This is a genomic window from Arthrobacter alpinus (genome assembly GCF_001445575.1).
Classification (GTDB): Bacteria; Actinomycetota; Actinomycetes; order Actinomycetales; family Micrococcaceae; genus Specibacter; species Specibacter alpinus_C.
Genome location: NZ_CP013200.1, coordinates 1,001,633 through 1,021,334, shown reverse-complemented (window position 1 = coordinate 1,021,334; position 19,702 = coordinate 1,001,633). Strand labels below are relative to the sequence as shown.

Annotated in this window: 15 protein-coding genes and 2 pseudogenes; 4 read left to right on the top strand and 13 right to left on the bottom strand. The window is 61.6% G+C overall.

Annotation, left to right across the window (positions count from 1 at the left end):
• Positions 1 to 14: 14 nt before the first annotated feature.
• The 10 genes and pseudogenes from AS189_RS20965 to AS189_RS04430 form a co-directional block, all read right to left on the bottom strand.
• Positions 15 to 1,382: a DUF320 domain-containing protein gene (locus AS189_RS20965; RefSeq protein ID WP_062286510.1), complete on the bottom strand. Its 1,368-nt coding sequence runs from the start codon at positions 1,380 to 1,382 to the stop codon at positions 15 to 17.
• A gap of 100 nt (positions 1,383 to 1,482) precedes the next feature.
• The gene (locus AS189_RS04470) at positions 1,483 to 2,733 is read right to left on the bottom strand and encodes a hypothetical protein (RefSeq protein ID WP_129587151.1); all 1,251 of its coding nucleotides are present in this window, start codon (positions 2,731 to 2,733) and stop codon (positions 1,483 to 1,485) included.
• Between the two features lie 323 nt (positions 2,734 to 3,056).
• Positions 3,057 to 4,426 (bottom strand): annotated as a pseudogene (locus AS189_RS04465) (sulfate adenylyltransferase subunit 1).
• Positions 4,426 to 5,445 carry a sulfate adenylyltransferase subunit CysD gene (gene cysD / locus AS189_RS04460; RefSeq protein ID WP_129587150.1) on the bottom strand — a complete coding sequence of 340 codons (1,020 nt, stop codon included), beginning with the start codon at positions 5,443 to 5,445 and terminating at the stop codon, positions 4,426 to 4,428. The pseudogene AS189_RS04465 and the gene cysD overlap by 1 nt, the downstream one beginning before the upstream one ends.
• Complete coding sequence (locus AS189_RS04455) at positions 5,442 to 6,155, bottom strand: phosphoadenylyl-sulfate reductase (RefSeq protein WP_062286508.1); 714 nt, start codon at positions 6,153 to 6,155, stop codon at positions 5,442 to 5,444. Before AS189_RS04455 ends, cysD begins: the two co-directional genes overlap by 4 nt.
• Complete coding sequence (locus AS189_RS04450) at positions 6,152 to 7,921, bottom strand: nitrite/sulfite reductase (protein ID WP_062292945.1); 1,770 nt, start codon at positions 7,919 to 7,921, stop codon at positions 6,152 to 6,154. Before AS189_RS04450 ends, AS189_RS04455 begins: the two co-directional genes overlap by 4 nt.
• A 301-nt stretch (positions 7,922 to 8,222) precedes the next feature.
• Positions 8,223 to 8,915: a sirohydrochlorin chelatase gene (locus tag AS189_RS04445; protein ID WP_062286507.1), complete on the bottom strand. Its 693-nt coding sequence runs from the start codon at positions 8,913 to 8,915 to the stop codon at positions 8,223 to 8,225.
• A 75-nt stretch (positions 8,916 to 8,990) separates the two neighbouring features.
• Positions 8,991 to 10,553, bottom strand: coding sequence for an MFS transporter (locus tag AS189_RS04440; protein WP_062292943.1), 1,563 nt, complete (start codon positions 10,551 to 10,553; stop codon positions 8,991 to 8,993).
• A 26-nt stretch (positions 10,554 to 10,579) separates the two neighbouring features.
• A complete protein-coding gene (locus AS189_RS04435; protein ID WP_337589202.1) occupies positions 10,580 to 11,809 on the bottom strand; it encodes an ABC transporter permease in 1,230 nt (409 codons plus the stop codon).
• 169 nt (positions 11,810 to 11,978) lie between these two features.
• Positions 11,979 to 12,833, bottom strand: a pseudogene (locus AS189_RS04430) (ABC transporter ATP-binding protein); the annotation flags it as partial.
• A 160-nt stretch (positions 12,834 to 12,993) separates the two neighbouring features.
• Between AS189_RS04430 and AS189_RS04425 the strand changes: the two are divergent.
• The 4 genes from AS189_RS04425 to AS189_RS20585 all read left to right on the top strand — a co-directional run bounded on the left by AS189_RS04425 (position 12,994) and on the right by AS189_RS20585 (position 16,271).
• The gene (locus AS189_RS04425; protein ID WP_062286506.1) at positions 12,994 to 13,647 is read left to right on the top strand and encodes a trimeric intracellular cation channel family protein; all 654 of its coding nucleotides are present in this window, start codon (positions 12,994 to 12,996) and stop codon (positions 13,645 to 13,647) included.
• 48 nt (positions 13,648 to 13,695) lie between these two features.
• Positions 13,696 to 14,115 (top strand): hypothetical protein, encoded by a 420-nt coding sequence (locus tag AS189_RS04420; protein ID WP_062286505.1) that lies wholly within the window; start codon positions 13,696 to 13,698, stop codon positions 14,113 to 14,115.
• Between the two features lie 63 nt (positions 14,116 to 14,178).
• Positions 14,179 to 14,778, top strand: a complete 600-nt coding sequence (locus AS189_RS04415; protein ID WP_129587148.1) for a hypothetical protein — start codon at positions 14,179 to 14,181, stop codon at positions 14,776 to 14,778.
• 425 nt (positions 14,779 to 15,203) lie between these two features.
• Positions 15,204 to 16,271 carry an endonuclease domain-containing protein gene (locus AS189_RS20585; protein WP_237759969.1) on the top strand — a complete coding sequence of 356 codons (1,068 nt, stop codon included), beginning with the start codon at positions 15,204 to 15,206 and terminating at the stop codon, positions 16,269 to 16,271.
• A gap of 181 nt (positions 16,272 to 16,452) precedes the next feature.
• Here the strand turns inward: AS189_RS20585 and AS189_RS04405 are convergent, their stop codons facing one another.
• From AS189_RS04405 to AS189_RS04395, 3 genes are all read right to left on the bottom strand, one after another.
• Positions 16,453 to 17,556, bottom strand: coding sequence for a polyprenyl synthetase family protein (locus AS189_RS04405; protein WP_062286503.1), 1,104 nt, complete (start codon positions 17,554 to 17,556; stop codon positions 16,453 to 16,455).
• Complete coding sequence (locus tag AS189_RS04400) at positions 17,553 to 18,875, bottom strand: geranylgeranyl reductase family protein (protein ID WP_062286502.1); 1,323 nt, start codon at positions 18,873 to 18,875, stop codon at positions 17,553 to 17,555. The genes AS189_RS04405 and AS189_RS04400 overlap by 4 nt, the downstream gene beginning before the upstream one ends.
• 67 nt (positions 18,876 to 18,942) lie before the next feature.
• Positions 18,943 to 19,668 carry a demethylmenaquinone methyltransferase gene (locus AS189_RS04395; RefSeq protein ID WP_062286501.1) on the bottom strand — a complete coding sequence of 242 codons (726 nt, stop codon included), beginning with the start codon at positions 19,666 to 19,668 and terminating at the stop codon, positions 18,943 to 18,945.
• Positions 19,669 to 19,702: the final 34 nt, after the last annotated feature.

Sequence of the window (19,702 nt, the reverse complement as noted above, 5' to 3'; positions counted from 1 at the left end):
ACTTCAGAAAATGATTACTGCTGGAAGCTAAACCGACGCAGCATCGTCAAGACCATACCGGCCATAAGGCTCGCAATTGACCAGAAGATGGGCCACAGCCCGGTGCCTGTGTAGGCCAACTGGGCAGTTGCCCCGTTACTCATTGCCTGAATGCCTGAGCCCATAGCTTTCAGCACAGGTGAGTGCACTGCCGGTGAGCTCTGAACAACTGACGTGAGCGGCGTTGGCGGGACCAGCGGGGTTGCTGGTGCTGCGGGCGTCAGTGGTGCGGCCGGCAAGGACGGTGTACCCGGGGTCACCGGAGTGGTGGGCGTCACCGGAATAACCGGAGTCGTAGGCGTCACCGGGATAACCGGAGTCGTAGGCGTCACCGGAACCACCGGAGTGGTGGGCAACGACGGGGTACCAGGTGTCGTTGTGTTGACCACCGTCGAACCGTTGGAAACAGCGTTTCCAACGACACCAACAGCGTTACCCGAAACGTTCACCGGAACCGTGACCGGAACCGCCACCTGAACATTGTCCAGAACGTCACCAATCAAACCGCCGAGCAAACCGCCTCCGTTAGCGGGAGCCGGAGCCTGGCTAGAACTCTGATCCACCACCGGAGCAACCGTCGTATTCACAGCCGACGAATCATTGGAAACAGCATTCCCAAGAACACCCACGGCATTGCCCGAAACGTTCACCGGAACAGTCACCGGAACCGCAACCTGAACATTGTCCAGAACGTCACCAACCACACCGCCGAGCAAACCGCCGTCGTTAGCGGGAGAGGAAGCGGGAGCCGGAGCCGGAGCCTGGCTAGAACTCTGATCCACGCCCGGTACAACCGTCGTATTCACAGCCGAGGAATCATTGGAAACAGCGTTTCCAACGACACCAACAGCGTTACCCGAAACGTTCACCGGAACAGTCACCGGAACCGCAACCTGAACATTGTCCAGAACGTCACCAACCACACCGCCGAGCAAACCGCCGTCATTAGCGGGAGAGGAAGCGGGAGCCGAAGCCTGGCTAGAACTCTGATCCACGCCCGGTACAACCGTCGTATTCACAGCCGAGGAATCATTGGAAACAGCATTCCCAAGGACACCCACGGCATTGCCCGAAACGTTCACCGGAACAGTCACCGGAACCGCAACCTGAACATTGTCCAGAACGTCACCAACCACACCGTCGAGCAAACCGCCAAGGAGGCCTCCCGCCTGGTTGTTGTCGGCGTGAGTGGAGGTGTGGGAATGCTGGCTCGCCAGCACGGAAGGTGCATTGAGGGCATCTGAATTTGACTGCTCTGCAGCACTTGCTGCACCTGCGCCGAGGGCAAGAAGTCCTCCGGCAAAGACCGCTGCGCACAGCGATCGACGAATAATTGCATGCATGTTGTCCAACTCCTGACAAAGATTTTTTGGCCTTGTTTGCGGTCGCAAATCAAGGAAAGACCTTGGCCTTCCCAGCAAAAGGGGAATGGCAGAAGGTCATCTAGCCAGGTGTTGATCCGGGGTTTTCGGGCATGGAGGCAGGGAGGGGCCAGTCGGCGCCTGCTAAGGCAGCGGCCCCTCCTGCGAGGGCAAACTGTGCGTACGTGTTCTCACTAGCGGCCACAGGTCCAGCGGCACCACCTGAGCCCCCTGCACTGCTGCCGGAAGCGGGTCCCGGAACGGAACCCGAAGCCACGGCAGGGGCACAAGGACCCACAGCGCCAGCCAGGGAATCAGAGCCACAGCTGGCACTCGGTTCAGCTCCAGGGGCAGTTGCTTGCGCTGTGGTCTCATTAGCGGTTGCAGCTCCGAGAGCATGCCCACCGGACAAATAAGGTGCAAGCGCCCCGAAGTCCCCTGCACCAGCTGGCGCATCACCGGCCTGCGCGTCGACAACGGCCAGCTGGCGGTCAGACCTAGCAACTGCGGCCTTCACAGCCGCCTCTGCACTGGCTGAATGAGTCAGTTCACCGCGAGAACCTTCGACGGCGTCGCCGTCTCCGGGGTTCCCTGACGGAACGCTCCCGGGTGTTTGAACGCCGCCGGGAACCTCTGGTGTGACCGCTGTGCCGGGGTTGCTGGGTACCACTGGAACGTTCGGAACAACCGGGATGCTCGGCGTTCCGGGAAGGCTCGGAAGGTTCGGAAGGCTCGGAAGGTTCGGAACCACGGGTACCACCACGTTGTCAACAACATCGGCAACGCCGCCAGTGACACCGTCTACAACTGGCCGGACAGATCCGGTAATCGGGCTGAGAACGGGGGCAACGACCTGCACAACAGGCGCCGTCACGTGATCAACTGCGCTGACGACGGGGGATGTGACGGCCTCCACAACGTTGATAACTGGCGGCACCACCGCGTTGGTTACTTGGCGGACAGGGGCCACAACCGAACCCACCACCGGCACTGCCGTCACTGCGCTTTCAGCCTTGTCAGTCACTGTTGAAACGGGTGCAACCACTTTGCCAACGGTGCCGCTTCCGAGCACGTCTTTGACGACAGGTACTTGAGACACTGTTTTGTCTACCACGTCAACGACAGGACTCAGGATCCCAGAAATGAGACCCTTGCCCTTATCCGGTGCGGGCTTAGAGGCGGCAACAGATGCCGGGCTGGATCCGGAGGATGCAAAAGCACCGGCCGATCCCAAAACGATCAGCACTGCGGCAAATAGTGCAGCTCCAATGGCAATTCGCAGGGTGCGCGGCAAAATAGCGTTCAACGTCCATGATTCTGGGCTGCTATCCACTGCGTCCACCCCCCCTCGGATTACGCTTGTACTGCTCAAGTGAGACCTTGCGAGACCGTGCAAACAAACATTGCAAACAAAAATTTCAAACAAACATTGAAGCAATTTCCCAGCCGTGAGACTTCGGCTTCGAACACGATCCTGGGCCAACCTTATGACACGCTCCAGCGAAACTCCAGACTTTTCAGCAAGATTTCGCAATGTTCAAACACAAAATGCCGCCGTTGCTGCTTATTGCCACCCGTAGAGTGGCGGCAATAAGCAGCAGCGGCGGCATTTTCAGTGTGGGTCCCCAGATTGGTAGACCGCTAGATCACGTGGGCCTAGATACTGTAGCGCTCGTCCTCGTGGTCGCCGGGATGATCCCGGACAAGACCAGCGGCCAACGTGTTGCCGTCCTGCGGATCGATCACCAGGAACGCACCCGTGCGGCGGTGGCGCGCATACGACTCGATGGGCAGAGCAGAGGCCAACCGGATCTGGGCCGTTCCAATGTCATTGAGCTCCAGTCCGGATGCAGCCTGGTACTCAAACGACTCCAGCTCCAGCTTGCCCGTGACGGCCCTGATCAGACCCTGGACCGTCTTACTGCCGTGCTTGATCAGGACCTTGGAACCCTCGCGCAGGGGTTTCGTGGACAACCAGCACAGCTCCGCGTAGAGGTCTTGGCTGACCTCGCCAAAGGTACCCGTTGCCGCAATTACGTCACCGCGGGCAATGTCGATCTCTTCGCTCAGGCGCAGCGACACCGACTGCGGCGCAACGGCCTGCTCCAAGGACCGGCCGGCAAAGTCGATGCCCACCACCGTCGCAGTCCGCCCTGAAGGAAGAACCGTGATGGCATCCCCCACCGAGACGCCGCCCGAGGCGAGCTGCCCGGCATAGGCGCGGTAATCGCGGAAGGAGGCTCCGGCGTCGTCCGCGGAAACCAGCTCGGGGGCCAGCGCACCCTGCGGCCGGACCACCAGCTGAACCGGGAAGCGGAAGGGCTCGAGTCCACGCTCCAACTCATCGGTGGTGGGCAGCGTTTCCAGCAGGTCCAGCAGGCTGGCACCCGGGTACCAGGGGTGTGGGTGGAACGCTCCACCACGTTGTCACCCTCCAACGCGGAGACCGGAATGACCACCACGTCACCAAGGCCGATGCTCGCGGCCACCGTCTGGACATCGCTCTCGATGGTGCGGAAAATCTCCTCGCTGAAGTCCACGAGGTCGATCTTATTGACAGCGATGATCACGTTGGGAACGCGCAGCAGGCGCAGCACGGACAGGTGTCGGCGCGTCTGCTCCAGCACCCCCTTGCGTGCGTCAATGAGTACGACGACGGCATCCGCAGTGGACGCGCCCGTCACCGTGTTCTTGGTGTACTGGATGTGCCCGGGGCAATCAGCCAGGATGAAACTGCGGCGATCCGTGGCGAAGTAGCGGTAGGCCACATCGATGGTGATGCCCTGCTCTCGCTCGGCACGCAGTCCATCGGTCAGCAGCGCCAGGTCAATCTTCTGGGTGCTGCCATTCTCGCCGCCGAAGCCGCGGTCCGCGGAGGTGCGGGTAACGGCGTCGAGCGTGTCAGCCAGGATGGCCTTGGAATCGTGGAGCAGCCGGCCTACAAGAGTGGACTTGCCGTCATCGACGGAGCCGGCCGTGGCGAAGCGGAAAAGTGTTGACTGCTCGAGGGAAGTAACTGTGCTCATTAGAAGTAGCCATCTTTCTTGCGGTCTTCCATGGCGGCCTCGGAGATGCGGTCATCGGCCCGGGTGGCGCCACGTTCGGTCAGGGTTGAAGCGGCAACTTCACGCACCACGTCATGGACGGTGGTGGCATCGGAAGCAACGGCGCCGGTGCAGGACATGTCCCCCACGGTGCGGTAGCGGACCTGCTTGATGATGACTTTCTCATCGGGTCGCGGTTCAGAAACCGGGCCCACGGCGCGCCACATGCCGTCGCGCTCGTAGACCTCGCGGTCGTGCGCGTAGTACAGGCCGGGCAGCTCAATGTTTTCGCGGGCGATGTAACGCCAGATGTCCAACTCGGTCCAGTTGCTGATGGGAAACGCACGCACATGCTGACCCACCGTATGGCGGCCGTTGTACAGGTTCCACAACTCGGGGCGCTGGTTGCGCGGATCCCACTGACCAAATTCGTCACGCAGGGACAAGATGCGCTCCTTAGCGCGGGCCTTGTCCTCGTCACGGCGGCCGCCGCCAAAAACGGCGTCGAACTTGTTCTTGGCAATGGCATCCAGCAATGGGACGGTCTGCAGCGGGTTGCGAGTTCCATCGGCACGTTCGGACAGCTCACCGGAGTCGATAAACGCCTGAACGGAGCCCACTTCAAGGCGCAGGCCCAACCGCTCAACTGTGCGGTCGCGGAACTCGATGACCTCGGGGAAGTTGTGGCCCGTATCCACGTGCAAAACGGGGAAAGGAACCTTGCCGGGCCAAAACGCCTTGGTGGCCAAATGCAGCATGACCACCGAATCCTTGCCGCCGGAGAACAGCAGCGCGGGACGCTCAAACTCGGCCACCACCTCACGGATGATGTGGATGGCCTCGGATTCGAGCAGGTCCAGGGAGTTCAGCTCCTCGGCAGGGGCCGACGGCCGCGTGGGGCCCCCGGCGGAGCTTGCGAGGCCGTTGAGCGAGTGAGGATCGGTTGCGGTGGCGCTCGCGTCGGCCAGCTCGATCGCTGTGTCTGTAATTTGGGTGCTCATTCGTGTAGCCCGCATTCTGTCTTGGAGGTTCCGGCCCAGCGTCCGGACCTGGGGTCGGCGCCGGGGGCCACTTTGTTGGTGCAGGGTGCGCAGCCGATGGACGGGTAGCCCTGGCTAAGGAGCGGATTCACGGGAAGTAGGTTCTCATCGGAGTAGCTGATCAATTCCTCGTACGTCCAGGTGGCGACGGGGTTGACCTTGACCAGACCGTTCTTCTCATCCCAGACCACCAGCGGGGTGTTGGTGCGTGTGGGTGCCTCGTCGCGGCGAACCCCGGTGAACCACAGCTCGTATCCGGAGAGGGAGCGACTCAGCGGTTCCACCTTGCGCAGCGCACAGCATTGGGCGGGATCGCTGGCAAAAAGGTTCTTGCCCAGAAGCGAATCCTGCTCCGCCACGGTGTTCCGCGGCAGCACGTCAACAATGTTTACGCGCAGGTTCTCGGCCACCGCGTCACGCGTGGCGTAAGTTTCGGGGAAGTGGTATCCGGTGTCGAGAAAGAGGACATCCACACCGGGCAGCTGATCGGCAACCAGCGCCGGCAGCACGGCGTCGGCCATGGAACAGGCGACGGCGGCCGCGCCAGTTTCGAAGTTGCGCGACACCCAGGCGATGACCTCCTTGGCTGACGCATCCCAGGAGAGTTCCGCTGCCCCTGCGGCTGCCAGGGCCTTGAGCTCGTCATGTGAACGAAGCGTTGTGACGGTCATTTCAGCAACTCCTCATCGGCACGGTGGGCGAACTCGGCGAACGTTTCACCGTCGGTGCGGGCACCAACGTACTGGCGGACAACACGCTCCACATAGTCGGGCAGCTCTGCGGCTGTGACCTTCAAGCCGCGAATGGTGCGGCCTAGGCCAGCCTCAACGCGGTTGTCGGTGGCCAGCCCGCCACCTAGGTGGACCTGGAATCCGGGGGCGGTGCCGCCGTCGTCCGTGGGAAGCATCATGCCCTTGAGGCCAATATCCGCGGTCTGGATGCGGGCGCAGGAATTGGGGCAGCCGTTGATGTTCAACGCAATGGGCTGGGTCAAAACGCCCGTGTCCACCAGATCGGCCAGGCGCGTCTCCAAGGCGGTGATGGCCGTGGCGGCGGTGTCCTTCGTATTCACGAGTGCCAGTTTGCAGTATTCGATGCCGGTGCAGGCGATCGTGGAGCGCCGGAAAAGTGACGGGCGGGCGGATAAGCCCAGGCCATCCAGCACCGTGATGAGCGGTTCCACCTGCTCCTTGGGCACGTCAAGGATGACGAGCTTCTGGTGTGGGGTGGTGCGCAGGCGGAAGGAGCCGTGAGCCTCGAGGGCGTCGGCTAGCGCCGTCAACGTTGAACCAGAAACACGGCCAACCGTGGGCGTGACGCCGATGAAGAACTTGCCGTCCTTCTGCTCGTGGACGCCAATATGATCGCCAGGCGAGGTGGGCTTGGGCGCGGGTTCGCCATCAGGCAGCTTGTGGCCCAGGTACTCGTCCTCCAAGATCTGGCGGAACTTGACCGGGCCCCAATCGGCCAGCAGGAACTTCAGGCGGGCCTTGGTGCGCATGCGGCGGTAACCGTAGTCGCGGAAGATGCTCGTGACGCCGAGCCACACCTCAGCCGCAACCTCGGGGCTGACGAACACGCCGAGGCGTTCGGCCAGGCGTGGGTTCGTGGACAAACCACCACCCACCCAGAGGTCGTAGCCAACACCCAGCTCGGGGTGTATGACACCCACCAGAGCGAAGTCGTTGATCTCATGCACCACATCCTGCGAGGGGTGGCCCGTGATGGCTGTCTTGAACTTGCGCGGCAGGTTGGCCAGCTCCGGATCGCCAATGAAACGGGCGCTGACCTCCTTGATCAAGGGGGTGGGATCGATGATCTCGTCCTTGGCAATGCCGGCCACCGGGGAGCCGAGAATGACGCGGGGCACGTCGCCGCACGCCTCGGTGGTGGACAGACCGGCAGCCTCGAGCCGGTTCCAAATCTCCGGCACATCTTCCACCCGCACCCAGTGCAGTTGCACATTTTGGCGGTCGGTGAGGTCGGCGGTGTCCCGGCCAAACTCCGTGGAGATCTGGCCAATGACGCGCAGCTGCTCGGTGGTCAACGAGCCGCCGTCAATGCGGACGCGGAGCATGAAGTACTTGTCCTCGAGCTCGTGCGGCTCAAGCGTTGCGGTCTTGCCGCCATCGATCCCCTGCTTGCGCTGGGTGTACAGCCCCCACCAGCGGAAACGGCCGTGCAGATCCGTCTTCTCGATGCTGTCGAAGCCACCGGACGCGTAGATGGTCTCGATCCGTTCGCGGACACTCAGCCCGCCGTCTTCTTGCTTCCACACCTCGTTGGGGTTCAGCGGCGCGGTGCCGTCAACCTTCCACTGGCCGTGGGGTTTGGCGGCGGGGCGGGCCCGAACGGTTCGCTTGGCGGGTGCCTCGGCGGAACTTGTCGCGGCGGCAGTGCCAGAGGCGCTCGCTCCGGCTAGAGCTGTCTGTGTCATGAGAACGAGCGTAGATCGACCCTGTTCGCCCACCAATCACTCATGCAACGCTGCTTCACCTTGGGCAACATTTCGTCACACCCACCCATTTCGCGCTGGGGTGTGCTTGGTCACCTCCGCGCGAAGTGCCACTGCCAGGTACGACGCCGGCCCCGCCCACCTAGGTGCGCGGGTCCGGCGTCGCACCTGCGAACAGTCGAAGCGCTTGGAAACTCACCACGGCGGCAGGTCCGGCGTCTTGCTGTTTAATCCTGCGCACGGTTACGGCACAACGGTGCGCCACTTCTGGAGTGGCGCACCGTTACGGCGCAACGTTGCGCAGGAGTGCAGTGTCGAAGTGTTCCAGCGCCAGTTCTGCCAGAAGCCTGGAAGGCAGCAACGGCGGGGCAACCTGGTCAGCGCCCGCCAATGACAACTGGTCGTGGAAGTAGCCTGGGGACAACAGATAGGAGGCCACGGCCACCCCGGCAGCGCCGTCATCCCGCAATTGTGCCACGGCGTCCGGAACCGATGGCCGGGCGCTGGCGCCATAGGCGGCCACAATCCGCTCCGGGCGGCGCACGGCAAGATCGGCGGCCAGGACCTCAATCGGTTCGGCGGCTTCGGGGCGTGAGGAACCTGCCGCGGCCAACACAATGCCCCACCCCGCAGGGAGCGTGCCGAGCCGCTTATCGAGCAGTTTGGCCAGCCGCGGATCGGGTCCCAGCGGTGCGGCGGCCAGGGTGTTGGCCCGGCTGGCCACGGCGTCAGCAATGTCCACCTGGACGTGGAAGCCCACCGTCAACAGCAGCGGAACCACCACGGCGTGCACGTGTGCGGCCAGCCCGGCCACCACGTCTGGCAGGGCCGGTTCCTGAACGTCAACATACGCCTCCAGCACCGTCAACCCCGGACGTAACAGGGCAATATCGGCCCTGAGTGCGTTGATGCGTCGCTGGCCTTCGGCGTTATTGGTGCCGTGGGCGCACGCAATCATCACGGTTTCATGCTCCATGGTTGAGTCCTTTCCCAAGAATTCTTCACAGCCAATGTACGTCAGCGGCTTAGCTGTCCGCGCACTGATAGTGCCTCAAGAGGCTGTGGGCCCGGCAGCCCTCAGCCCGTTCTCGGGGCCGTCCTCCGAGCCGTCCCCGGGCCCGTCAACAGCCACCGCGGGCCCGGTCTCCGCATCACTCCGCTGCTGCCGCGCCTCGGCATTGCTGATCCCCAGCGCCGAAACCACGCTCCCCGCCAAGAACAGCAGCGCCGTAATGACCATGACCCGCCGGAACGATTCGTAGTCCAGCACGCCGCCAAGCATCACGCCCGCGAGCGCCACGGCGATGAGCCCAGCCACACGCGAGACGGCATTATTAATGGCCGATCCAATTCCGCTCTGCCCCGCCGGCACGGCCCCGAGGATGGCCGCCGTCAAGGGCGCAACAGTTATGGACAGCCCCACGGCGAACACCAGCTGTCCGGGCAGAATCTGCAACCAAAAATTGAAAGGTTCCGCTGCCGATGCCATCATCGCATACCCCACGCCAGCCACTAGTGGTCCCATTGCCATGAATAGTCGGGGTCCGTATTTACCGGCGAGCGTTCCAAACGGCCCGGCCAGAAGCAGCGAGATCACCGCTACTGGAAGTGATGCCAGCCCCGCCTGAGCCGCCGTAAACCCGGCAATTTCCTGGAGGAACAGCACTACCAGTAGCTGCCCCAGCGACAACCCTGCGTAAATAAAGGTGGTGGCAATATTGCCCACGCCGAAGTTTCGGATCCGGAACAGACCCAGCGGCATCATGGGCGCCGGGGTTCTGTGTTCCCACCACAAAAACGCCACCAGCGCAGCAATCCCAAGCACAAACGGCCCGTACACCAGCGCACTCCCCCACCCCAGCCGGTCCTGTTCAATCAGAGCAAACACAGTTCCGGCCAGTCCGACGGCGGCCAGAACGGCCCCGATGACGTCGACCCGGGACGCGGGCCGCGCCACTGACACGGGCGTGCCTGCGCTGCCGCCGAGCTCGGCGGCGACGGGAGGAGCAACAGGTGCCGCTGGCACGGAGGAGGTTCCGGCGTCGTGCTTCACGGGAGGGAGTGTGGGAAGAAGCAGCACCGGAGGGATGGCAAGCCCCTTCAGCAGGATCAGGGTGGCGGCGATGGGGATGACGTTGATGGCGAAGATCAGCCGCCAGTTGCCATAATCCACCAGGAGTCCGCCAATCAACGGCCCAGCCAGAAATGCGGTGCCGGTCCACGCCGTCCACGAGCCGATGGCTTTGCCTTGCGCGGGTCCCCGGAAGATGGAGGTGATCAGCGCTAGCGAGCTGGGCACCAGCAGCGCGGCCCCGGCACCTTGGATACCGCGGGCCACAATGAGTAAAAGGGCGCTCGGGGCGACGGCGCAGGCCAGCGAGGCGGTCCCGAAGATCAGTAGGCCGGCGCGGAGGATCCGGATGCGGCCGAAGGTGTCGGACAGGGAACCGGCGATCAGAATCAGCGATCCCAGGGCCAGTAAGTACGCGTCCACCACCCACTGCTGCGTGGTGATGCCGCCACCCAGCTCGCGCGTCATGGCGGGCAGGGCGACGTTGACAATGGCGCCGTCCAAAAATGCCACGAAGGAGGCAAGGATGGCCACCCACAGCACGCGCCTCTGCAGGCCCGGCACCCGGCTCAGGGCTTCCGGGCGAAGGCTGTGCGCAGGGAGAGCTTGCGCGAATATTCAATGGATCCGTAGCGGAACAAGTGCACCGCAACGCGCAGGGCCACGAACCCAAACACGAACAGTTCAACAATCACAATGGCCGCAGAGGCACCGCTGAGTGAGCCGAACGCGTTGCGCAACATGGCTGTAATCGGCGCTGTGAAGGGGAAGAAGGTAAATATTTGCACGATCAGCGAGCCGGGGTCGCTCACCACCATGGTCACAATATAGAACGGGATGAACATCATGATCATGACCGGGGCGAACACCGTACTGGCATCTTTGGCCGTGGGCATGACAGCCCCGATTCCTACCAGCACGCCCGTGAACAAGATGAAGCCACCCACAAACAGGAGGCCCCCGATGAGCATGGGCAGGAACTGGAATTGCAGGTTGGAGAGGTCAAAGTCCGGGATGGCGAGCTGCTTGCGGAAGAACACGTACCCAAGCACCATGGGCGAAGCAAACACCAGCGCCTGCACCGCGCCCACGAGGAACAGCGAAATGACCTTGCCCACCACCAGCGTTGTGGGGTTCAAGGTTGTCAGGATCATCTCCGTGACCCTGTTTTCCTTCTCCTCCAACGTGGAGGCGAGCATTTGGTTCGCCAGCAGGATGATCACCACGTAAAACAACACCAGGAACAGCAACGGCGGCACCACGGTTTCCAATCCGCCGGATATTTGCCCGTCCTTGAAGGTCTGCAGTTCTGTGGTGAAATTGCCCTGCGCGGCCGCGGTCAGCTCCGCCGAGCCCACCTTTTGCGCAGCGGAAAGCACCACCAGCTGTTTGGCCACGGCGTCGTACGTGCCGTTCTTGAAAATGCCCTGATCCGCCCCATAAACGCTCACCGGGTTCTTGTCGATGTTGGTCGGAAAGCTGAAGAACGCGTTGAGTGTGCCTGCCCTGACACGTTCGACGGCGGTCCCTGGGTCCTTCTCGACGGTGCCACCCATGGCTTTGGCTAGGGCCGGATCAATGAGTCCGGACGCATCCGAATAGCTAAAGGCCAGCGTTTGGTTCTTCTGCTCATCGGAACGCTGCTGCGTGCTGGAATTGCTGGCGAAGACCAGGGCAAAAACAATCCCCAACAGTACCGGGATGGCCAAGGTAGCTATCCAGAACCGCTGCTTCTTCACAGTCCGAATGAATTCAAACTGCACCACTGTGCCTAAATTATGCCGTGCCATCTGGTCCATTTCCCTTCCTGTGCAGGCCGCGGGCGGCGAGCCGTCCAGCCCCGCGCGGGGGTGCAGCGCCGGGGCCGCGGGCGGGTCCAGGTCCGGGTGCAGCGCCGGGGCCTAGCCCGGGGCCTGCTCCAGCTCCGGGTCCGGGGCCTAGTCCGGGGCCTGACGCGTCGCCGGGTGGCGAGCCGTAGACCTGAATGAAGATGTCCTCCAGACTGCGTTTGGCCGCTACGAAGCCTCGCACCACCACCCCGGCAAGTACCAGGTCCTTCAGCACGGCAGACTCATCCACGGCATCATCTAGTGACAGCTCGGCGTAATTGGTTTCCTGCAGGGTGATGTCATAGTGCGGCGAGGGCGGCAGGGCCCCGGAGTACTTGAGCCTGATGGTCCGGCCACCAAACTGGTTCTGAACCTGGTCAATGGTGCCGTATGCCTCCGCTTTGCCGTCCTTGAGCAGGACGATCCGGTCACAGAGCCGTTCCACTTCTTCCATCTGGTGGGTAATCATCATGACCGTGGCCCCCGCGTCCTTGCGTTCCTCGATGATATCCATGAGCAGGCGCCTGTTCACCGGGTCAAAGCCTTTGGTGGGTTCATCGAGGATCAGCAGCTCCGGCTCATTCATGATGGTCACGCCCAACTGAACTTTTTGTTGCTCGCCGCCGGAGAGCTTGTCCACGCGCACATCGGCTTTGTCGGCGAGGTCAACCCTGTCCAGATAGTCCCGTGAAAAAGCTTGCGCATCCTTTTTGGACAAGCCCTTGAGCCGTCCAAAGTAGCTCATCACATCCAACACCGACTCCTTTTTGTACAAGCCGCGCTCTTCCGGCAGGTAGCCCAGCCGGGCGCCAAAGTCGTCGCTGAACACCTTGCCGTTAATCTCTAGGGTTCCCGAGGTGGGACGGTAGATGCCAAGCAAAGCTCTGATCGTCGTCGTTTTTCCACTGCCATTACTGCCCAAAAACCCAAATGTCTCCCCGCGCGCTACATCGAAGGAGAGCCCTTCGATGACTTTTTTCGCACCGAAGTGCATGTGGAAGTCCTGAACATGAATCAATGGCTGGGCGCGGCTCATTCCCTCAGCGTAGTCACAAACCAACCCTGTGACGCCAGGAAATCTGCCAATTTCTTGTCCCGACACGGTACGCTGGCGCTGACTTGGTGTTCCCTACATCCCCGTAAAGATTGCTCCCATGACCATTGATCTGCCGCTCGCCCTTGATCTCTTGGGCGTCTTTTTCTTCGCCGTCTCGGGCAGCCTGCTCGCCGCCAGAAAGGGGTTCGATCTGGTCGGTTCGGTGCTGCTGGCATGCATGGTTGGCCTAGGCGGCGGCGTGGTCCGGGACATCGTCCTGAACGACGGTCCGCCTGCCGCGTTCCTGAATCCGGAATATCTGCTGCCGCCACTCTTTGCTGCGGCCTTGGTGTATTTCATGGTCCGCAACGTCCAGCGCAGTGGGCGGTTGCTGCTGATGTTCGACGCCGGCGGGCTGGCCCTGTTTTGCATCACCGGCACCCTCAAAGCCCTCGCCTCCGGGATGAACCCCGTGGCCGCGGTACTACTGGGCGTCACTACCGCTGTGGGTGGCGGAATTTTGCGTGACATCACAGCCAATGAAGTGCCCAAGGTGTTCGATCCCACGGACCTGTACGCGATCCCAGCCTTGGTGGGAGCCGTCCTCGCCGCGGTGCTGTGGCACGCGGGTTGGTTGAACCTCATCACTGGCACCTTTGCCGCCGTCGCAGTTTTCCTCCTACGCTTGTTGAGCCTGCATTACGGCTGGCATGCTCCGCTGGCATCGCGCAGTTGGGCTGCTCGGCGCATCCTGCGCGTCCGTCGCGACTAAGATTGCAGGTAGCTTGTAATCGCCTGTTGCTCAGTTGTGGAGATTTGAATGTCTGACATGTTCGTAGAGAAGTTCCGTGGCCTGGTTCCCTTGTATTTGGAGGAGCCGTGGCAGGAAGCCGACGGGATTGACTGGGCGGATCTGGACGCTGTCTTTGCAGAATTGCAGCTCACGGTGCCGTTGGCGCTGCGCGAATTCCTGCACGCCGTGGGTAACTGCGAGGAACTCATGGAGGCGTACTACTACTTCTGGGATCCCGAAGAGCTGGAAGTTCAGGACGGCTACCTTCTGTTCCTTGAAGACGAGGACGAGGCCTACACCTGGGGCATTCTGGTCGATCAGGCCGATGTTCCCGATCCCATCGTGTGGCGCCGCAACAACGCCACAGGTGTTTGGATCAACGAGGAAGGTACTTTCAGCGAATTCGTCTTCGACATGCTCGACTGGGTTTTCGGCGACGAGGACTAATCCACAGCAACTACGCAGACGCGAGCTATGGGAATATTCATCCGGGAGCGGTAGCGTGGCGTTATGAATGCACAGGAGCCCACAAGCGTATTGAATCCGGACCCGGCTGCAGTGGTTAGCCTGGTCGAAAAATTGGTTGAGGGCATGTGGCCCCGTTCCGACTTTGACCGCAAGGTGTGGTTTGAACGCCTGGGGTTCATCACAGGAGCAGCGTGGGATGAGGCCAGCGCAGTTCCAGCAGTGGCGCACTACTCGCTGCGCACTCCTTTGGCCGGCGGGGAGATTTCCTCATCGTGGACGTCCTACAGTGGGAGGTTCCTAGGCATCAGCATGCAGCTGTATTCGTCCATGAGTACGGATAATCCCTCCACCCGCCAAGGCTACGAAGGCATTCACAGCCAACTCACCGCGCGGTACGGCGAGGGAAACAACCCTTGGCATGATCCCGTGGTCCAAGCATGTGTGTGGAACGTCAACGGCCGCCGCATTGTGATCCGATTCTTCAATCTCCAGCACAGTGGTGTCATGGTCAGCGTCGATGATGCCGGCTTGGCTACGGCCTCAGAAGCAGAAGCTCGACGCCGCAACGCACCCACGCATTGGAATGCCAGCGCCGAAGGTGCCAGCCCCTTTTCACTTCCCGGTATAGGCACCAAGATCTGACCATCCAGGGCTGCCTCTCGCTATTGTCTGTCAGCACCCCGTCTCCTATCCGCGCCGACTCCCCTTGCAACGTCCTGAGTAACACCCCGCGCCGAGTGTCCACTTAACGTACGTTTCGGCCCGTTTTGGGCTCCAAACCGTACCTTAAGTGAACACTCGAGCCGCTCCAGCACCCCAACGAGGTCCCCACGCCCCTCACGAGTACCCTCGCCACGACCTGAGCAGCACCCCGCGCCGAGTGTCCACATAACGTACGTTTCGGACCGTTTTGGGCTCCAAACCGTACCTTAAGTGAACACTCGAGCCGCTCCAGCACCCCTTCAGCACCTCTTCAGTACCCCTGATGCTGCGTCAGGCGTCCGCCACTTCGTCCAAGAGCTATCTTCCGCGGCCAAATTATTTGTCCGTTCTATAAGGACCAGAGCGTGCGTTATCCACAGATTTGCCAGATTGGCCCTTTTTCGCCACTACGAGGGTTCAATTTCAGCCTTACTGGAAGCATGAGAAAACCATCGGAGCTTCCACTGCACCTGGCCCTGCGGCCTTTCACTCTGGCCCAGGCGCACCATGCCCGGTTATCTGCCCGTCGTATCCGTTCAGCAGATTTATTGAAACCCAGCCGGGGTATTCGCGTTCCCCAAACAGTTGACTGTGAGTTGCTAGACCATTGCCGTCCCTACACTGCGTTGACTGGCGATGGCGTCATCAGCCACATCACGGCAGCGAAGATTCATGGCCTGTATTTGCCGTCGAGATTCCAAGAACGCCAATTACTCGACCTCTCCAGGCCGAACGGCAGTCCACCACCCAGGCGACGGCACGTGAGCGGCCACCGACTAAAACTGGAGCGGACCGACATTGATGAATTTGGTGGAGTTCCAGTCACTTCGGCGGCGCGAACATTCCTGGACATCGCGCCATTACTCACCGTTGATGAGTTAGTGGTTGTAGGGGATCAGATTGTCTGTTGCCACCAACGCAATAATGGCCGTGTCAGAATCGCCACGGTGGAACTCAACGTCTTGCAGGCTTACCTTGCCCAGCACACGGGTGCCCGTGGCTATACCAAGCTGAGGGCGGCTATGGAACTTGTCAGAGTCGGAGTGGACTCAGCGCCAGAAACTCGGTTGCGGCTGACCATCAACCGATCAGGCCTGCCAGAATTCCAACCCAACCACAAGATCATGGACGACGCCGGACACTCGCTGGTGGAACCCGATCTTGCCTGTCCCAAATACAGGACCTGCACGGAGTATGACGGCGAGCATCACGATTCTCCAGAACAGCGGGCCAAAGATCGTGACCGGGACTTTATTACCCAATCATTGGGATGGCATCAGGTGGTGCTCCGCAGAGAGGACATGCGCAATGGCGGGCTCATTGCGGTGACCAAGCTGGCCCGGATGCTGGTGCGCGGAGGTTGGCCCGATCCGCAGAATCTGGCCACGCGGTCCATGCTCGGCGCTCTCAACGTCCGCAAAGACTTCAGCTAGGCGGCCCAGCCATCATTTGGCGGCCAAAAATCAACGCCACGGCCCTGACCCACCGGTCAGTGTCCACATAACGTACGTTTAGCGCCCAAAATGGCCCCAAAACGTACATTAAGTGGACACTCGGGCTCGAAACCGGAGTATTCGGGTCCCAACCCGGACCTTCGAGCCAGAAACCGCAGTGCTAGACGTCGCGGGAGACCACGGCTTCGGCAAAGCTGGCCAGAGCCGTCTTGACGATACCCTCGGGCAGCGGTGCCAGTGCTGCAATGGCAGCATCGGACCATTCGCGGGCCACAGCCCAGGATTCCATCGTGACGGGGTGTTCCCGCAGCGCGGTTACAGCCTCAGCCAGTGCTTCATCGCTGCTCAGATCGCCATCAACCAATGCGAGTACAGCGGCAGCCTGCGCATCGCCCGCGGCAGCAGCGTTACGCAGCAACAGAACAGGCAACGTTGGGATACCTTCGCGCAGATCGGTTCCGGGTGACTTTCCCGAAACCTGCTTCAGCCCAGTCACGTCGATGACGTCATCGGCGAGCTGGAAAGCAACGCCCACCTTTTCGCCGTATTCCAGCAGAACCTCTTGGCCCTCCTCTGAAACACCGGAGAAGATGGCGCCAAGCTGACCCGAAGCAGCAACGAGCGAGCCGGTCTTGTCAGCAATGACGGACAAGTAATGCTCAATGGGGTCTTCATCCTCGCGCGGACCCACGGTTTCGTGCAGCTGGCCAAGGCACAGGCGCTCGAACGTGCGGGCCTGAATTTCCAAAGCACGGCCACCCAGAGCCGAGACCAGGATCGACGCGCGAGCAAAGATGAGGTCACCGGTCAGAATCGCAACGGTGTTGCCCCACACCTCATGGGCGGTGGGAGCGCCGCGGCGGAACGGCGCCGAGTCCATCACATCGTCGTGGTAGAGCGTGGCCAAATGCGTCAGTTCAACCACGACGGCGGCCTGCACCACTTCGGCCCGGTTCGGGTCTCCGAGGTGGGCAGCAAGCAGCACCAACAGTGGGCGGATGCGTTTGCCGCCGGCTTCCACCAAGTGGCGGCTGGTGGCATCTGCCAAAGGATCGGAGTGGGCGATTGCTTCACGCAACACCTTTTCCACCTTCGCCATGCTCATGGCGATGGAGGGTCCCAGTTCCGGGTCCTCTGCCACGGCGTTGAAACCGGACGGCAGTTGCAGCCCAGTGGCAATGGCCATGGTGCTGGGATTGGAATCGTGTGATTCGGGGCGTCCTTGCCCGGCATGGGTCCAGCTGTGGTTCGCGGAAGTAGTCACTGCTCAACACTAACTATTGGTAGGGATTGTTGCTTGGATGTGCGGGTAATGTCCTGATTGCTGGTGGCAGGGACGAGCTTCTCCAGTAGATGAATCACTCTATCCTCAAAACCTCGTTTATCCGTGTCGGTCAGATTCGTCATGAGTCGGACTACAAAACGCATCAGCACCGGAACGCTCATACCTGAGCGCAGGGCCAGTTTCATGATGGTGGGATTGCCAATCATGGAAGCAAAAACCCGGCCCAGCGTGAAGTGGCTGCCCCACTGTTCACGCACCAGCGTGCCGTAGTTGGAGAGCGCGTGATCGGCGGCCAACCGGGAGTTGGTGCCAGCTGCCCGAACAATGTGCTCAGCAGCGAAGCGGCCTGATTCCATGGCGTAGGAAATACCCTCGCCGTTGAAAGGACTCACCATGCCACCGGAATCTCCCAGCAGCAGCAGTCCGTCCGAGTAGTGCGGGGTGCGGTTGAAAGCCATGGGCAGAGCTGCTCCCCTGATGGCACCCACCTGGTTTTCCGGAGTAAAGCCCCACTCGCCGGGCATGGAAGCCGTCCAATCGCGCAGCACTGCACGGTAATCCAGCTTGCCGAACTCCTTGGAGGTGTTCAGGATACCCAGGCCAACGTTGGAGGTCCCGTCACCAACACCAAACACCCAGCCGTACCCTGGCAACGTCCGGCCATCCGGTGCGGGCAGCTCCAGCCACCCCTCCATCCAGTCATCCTCGTGACGAGGGGACGTGAAGTAGGTACGGTAGGCCACACCCATGGGCCTGTCATCACGTTTTTCAAGCCCCAGGGAGAGCGCCGTCCGGGTGGAGTTCCCATCAGCAGCCAGCACCACATCGGCGTGGAAGTCAGCGGTTTCGCCCGTCTTCCGGCCAGCCCCATCCAAGAGTGACGCCCTGGCACCTACGACAGTTCCGGCGTCGTTAGTCAGGGCCTGCGTCACCGAGTGGCCCTCAAGGATCACGGCACCGGCGGCACGCGCATGGCTGGCGAGCGATTCATCAAAGCCCAAACGAGTCCGGATGAGCCCGTAGTTGGGGAAGTCGGTGAGTTCGGGCCAGGGCACCTCGATCTGGCGGCCGCCGGCAACCAGGCGCAGGCCCTTGTTGCGGCGCCAGCCTTCGGAGGGGTCGTGCGGCAGGCCCATGAGCTGCATTTCGCGCACGGCACGCGGGGTGAGGCCGTCGCCGCAGACCTTTTCACGCGGGAAACGGGTCTTCTCCAGCACGGTGACCTCGATCCCAGCGGAGGCCAAGTGCCAGGCCGCGGTGGATCCGGCGGGACCGGCACCTACTATCAGTACCTTCACGGTGAGTCGGGTTTCCTTACGGTTAGCGAGTGACTAGCGAACGGGTTAGAGCACGGTTAGCGAATGGTTAGCGCGCACCGGCAGTGTCGGCAGGGCCTGTCAGCGGCTTCACGGCACGGTGAACAGCCACAATGCCGCCGCTCAAATTCCTGTAGGCCACCTTGTCCCAGCCGGATTCGGTGAGCCACGCGGACAAGTTGTCCTGGTTGGGCCAGACCCGGATGGACTCCGCCAGGTACACGTAGGCGGCGGGGTTGGAAGCCACTTTTTTGGCGATGGGCGGCAGGGCTCGCATCAAGTATTCGGTGTAAACGGTACGGAACGGGCCGAAGGTAGGGTGTGAGAATTCGGCCACCACCAGTTTTCCGCCGGGCTTGGTAACGCGCAGCATCTCACGCAGTGCCTTCTTCGGATCTGCCACGTTGCGCAGCCCAAAGGAGATGGTGGAAGCGTCAAAGGAGTTGTCCGCGAAGGGCAGGTTTGTGGCGTCTCCAGCCACGAAGTCAATGTCCGGGCGTCGGCGCTTGCCAACTTTAAGCATGCCCACTGAGAAGTCGCAGGCCACCACGTCCACGCCGGCGTCGGCAAACGGCTCGCTCGAGGTGCCGGTACCGGCGGCCAGGTCCAAAACCCGCTGGCCGGGCACGGTGCCCCCGGCTTCCACCACGATGCGCCGCCAGCGACGGGTCTGTCCTAAGGACAAAATATCGTTGACGACGTCGTATTTGGGGGCCACCTCGTCAAACATGGCAGCCATTTCTTCCGGACGCTTCTCCAAAGATGCACGGTTCACTCTCTTAGTCTCTCAAACTTTGCGCGGCTTCGCG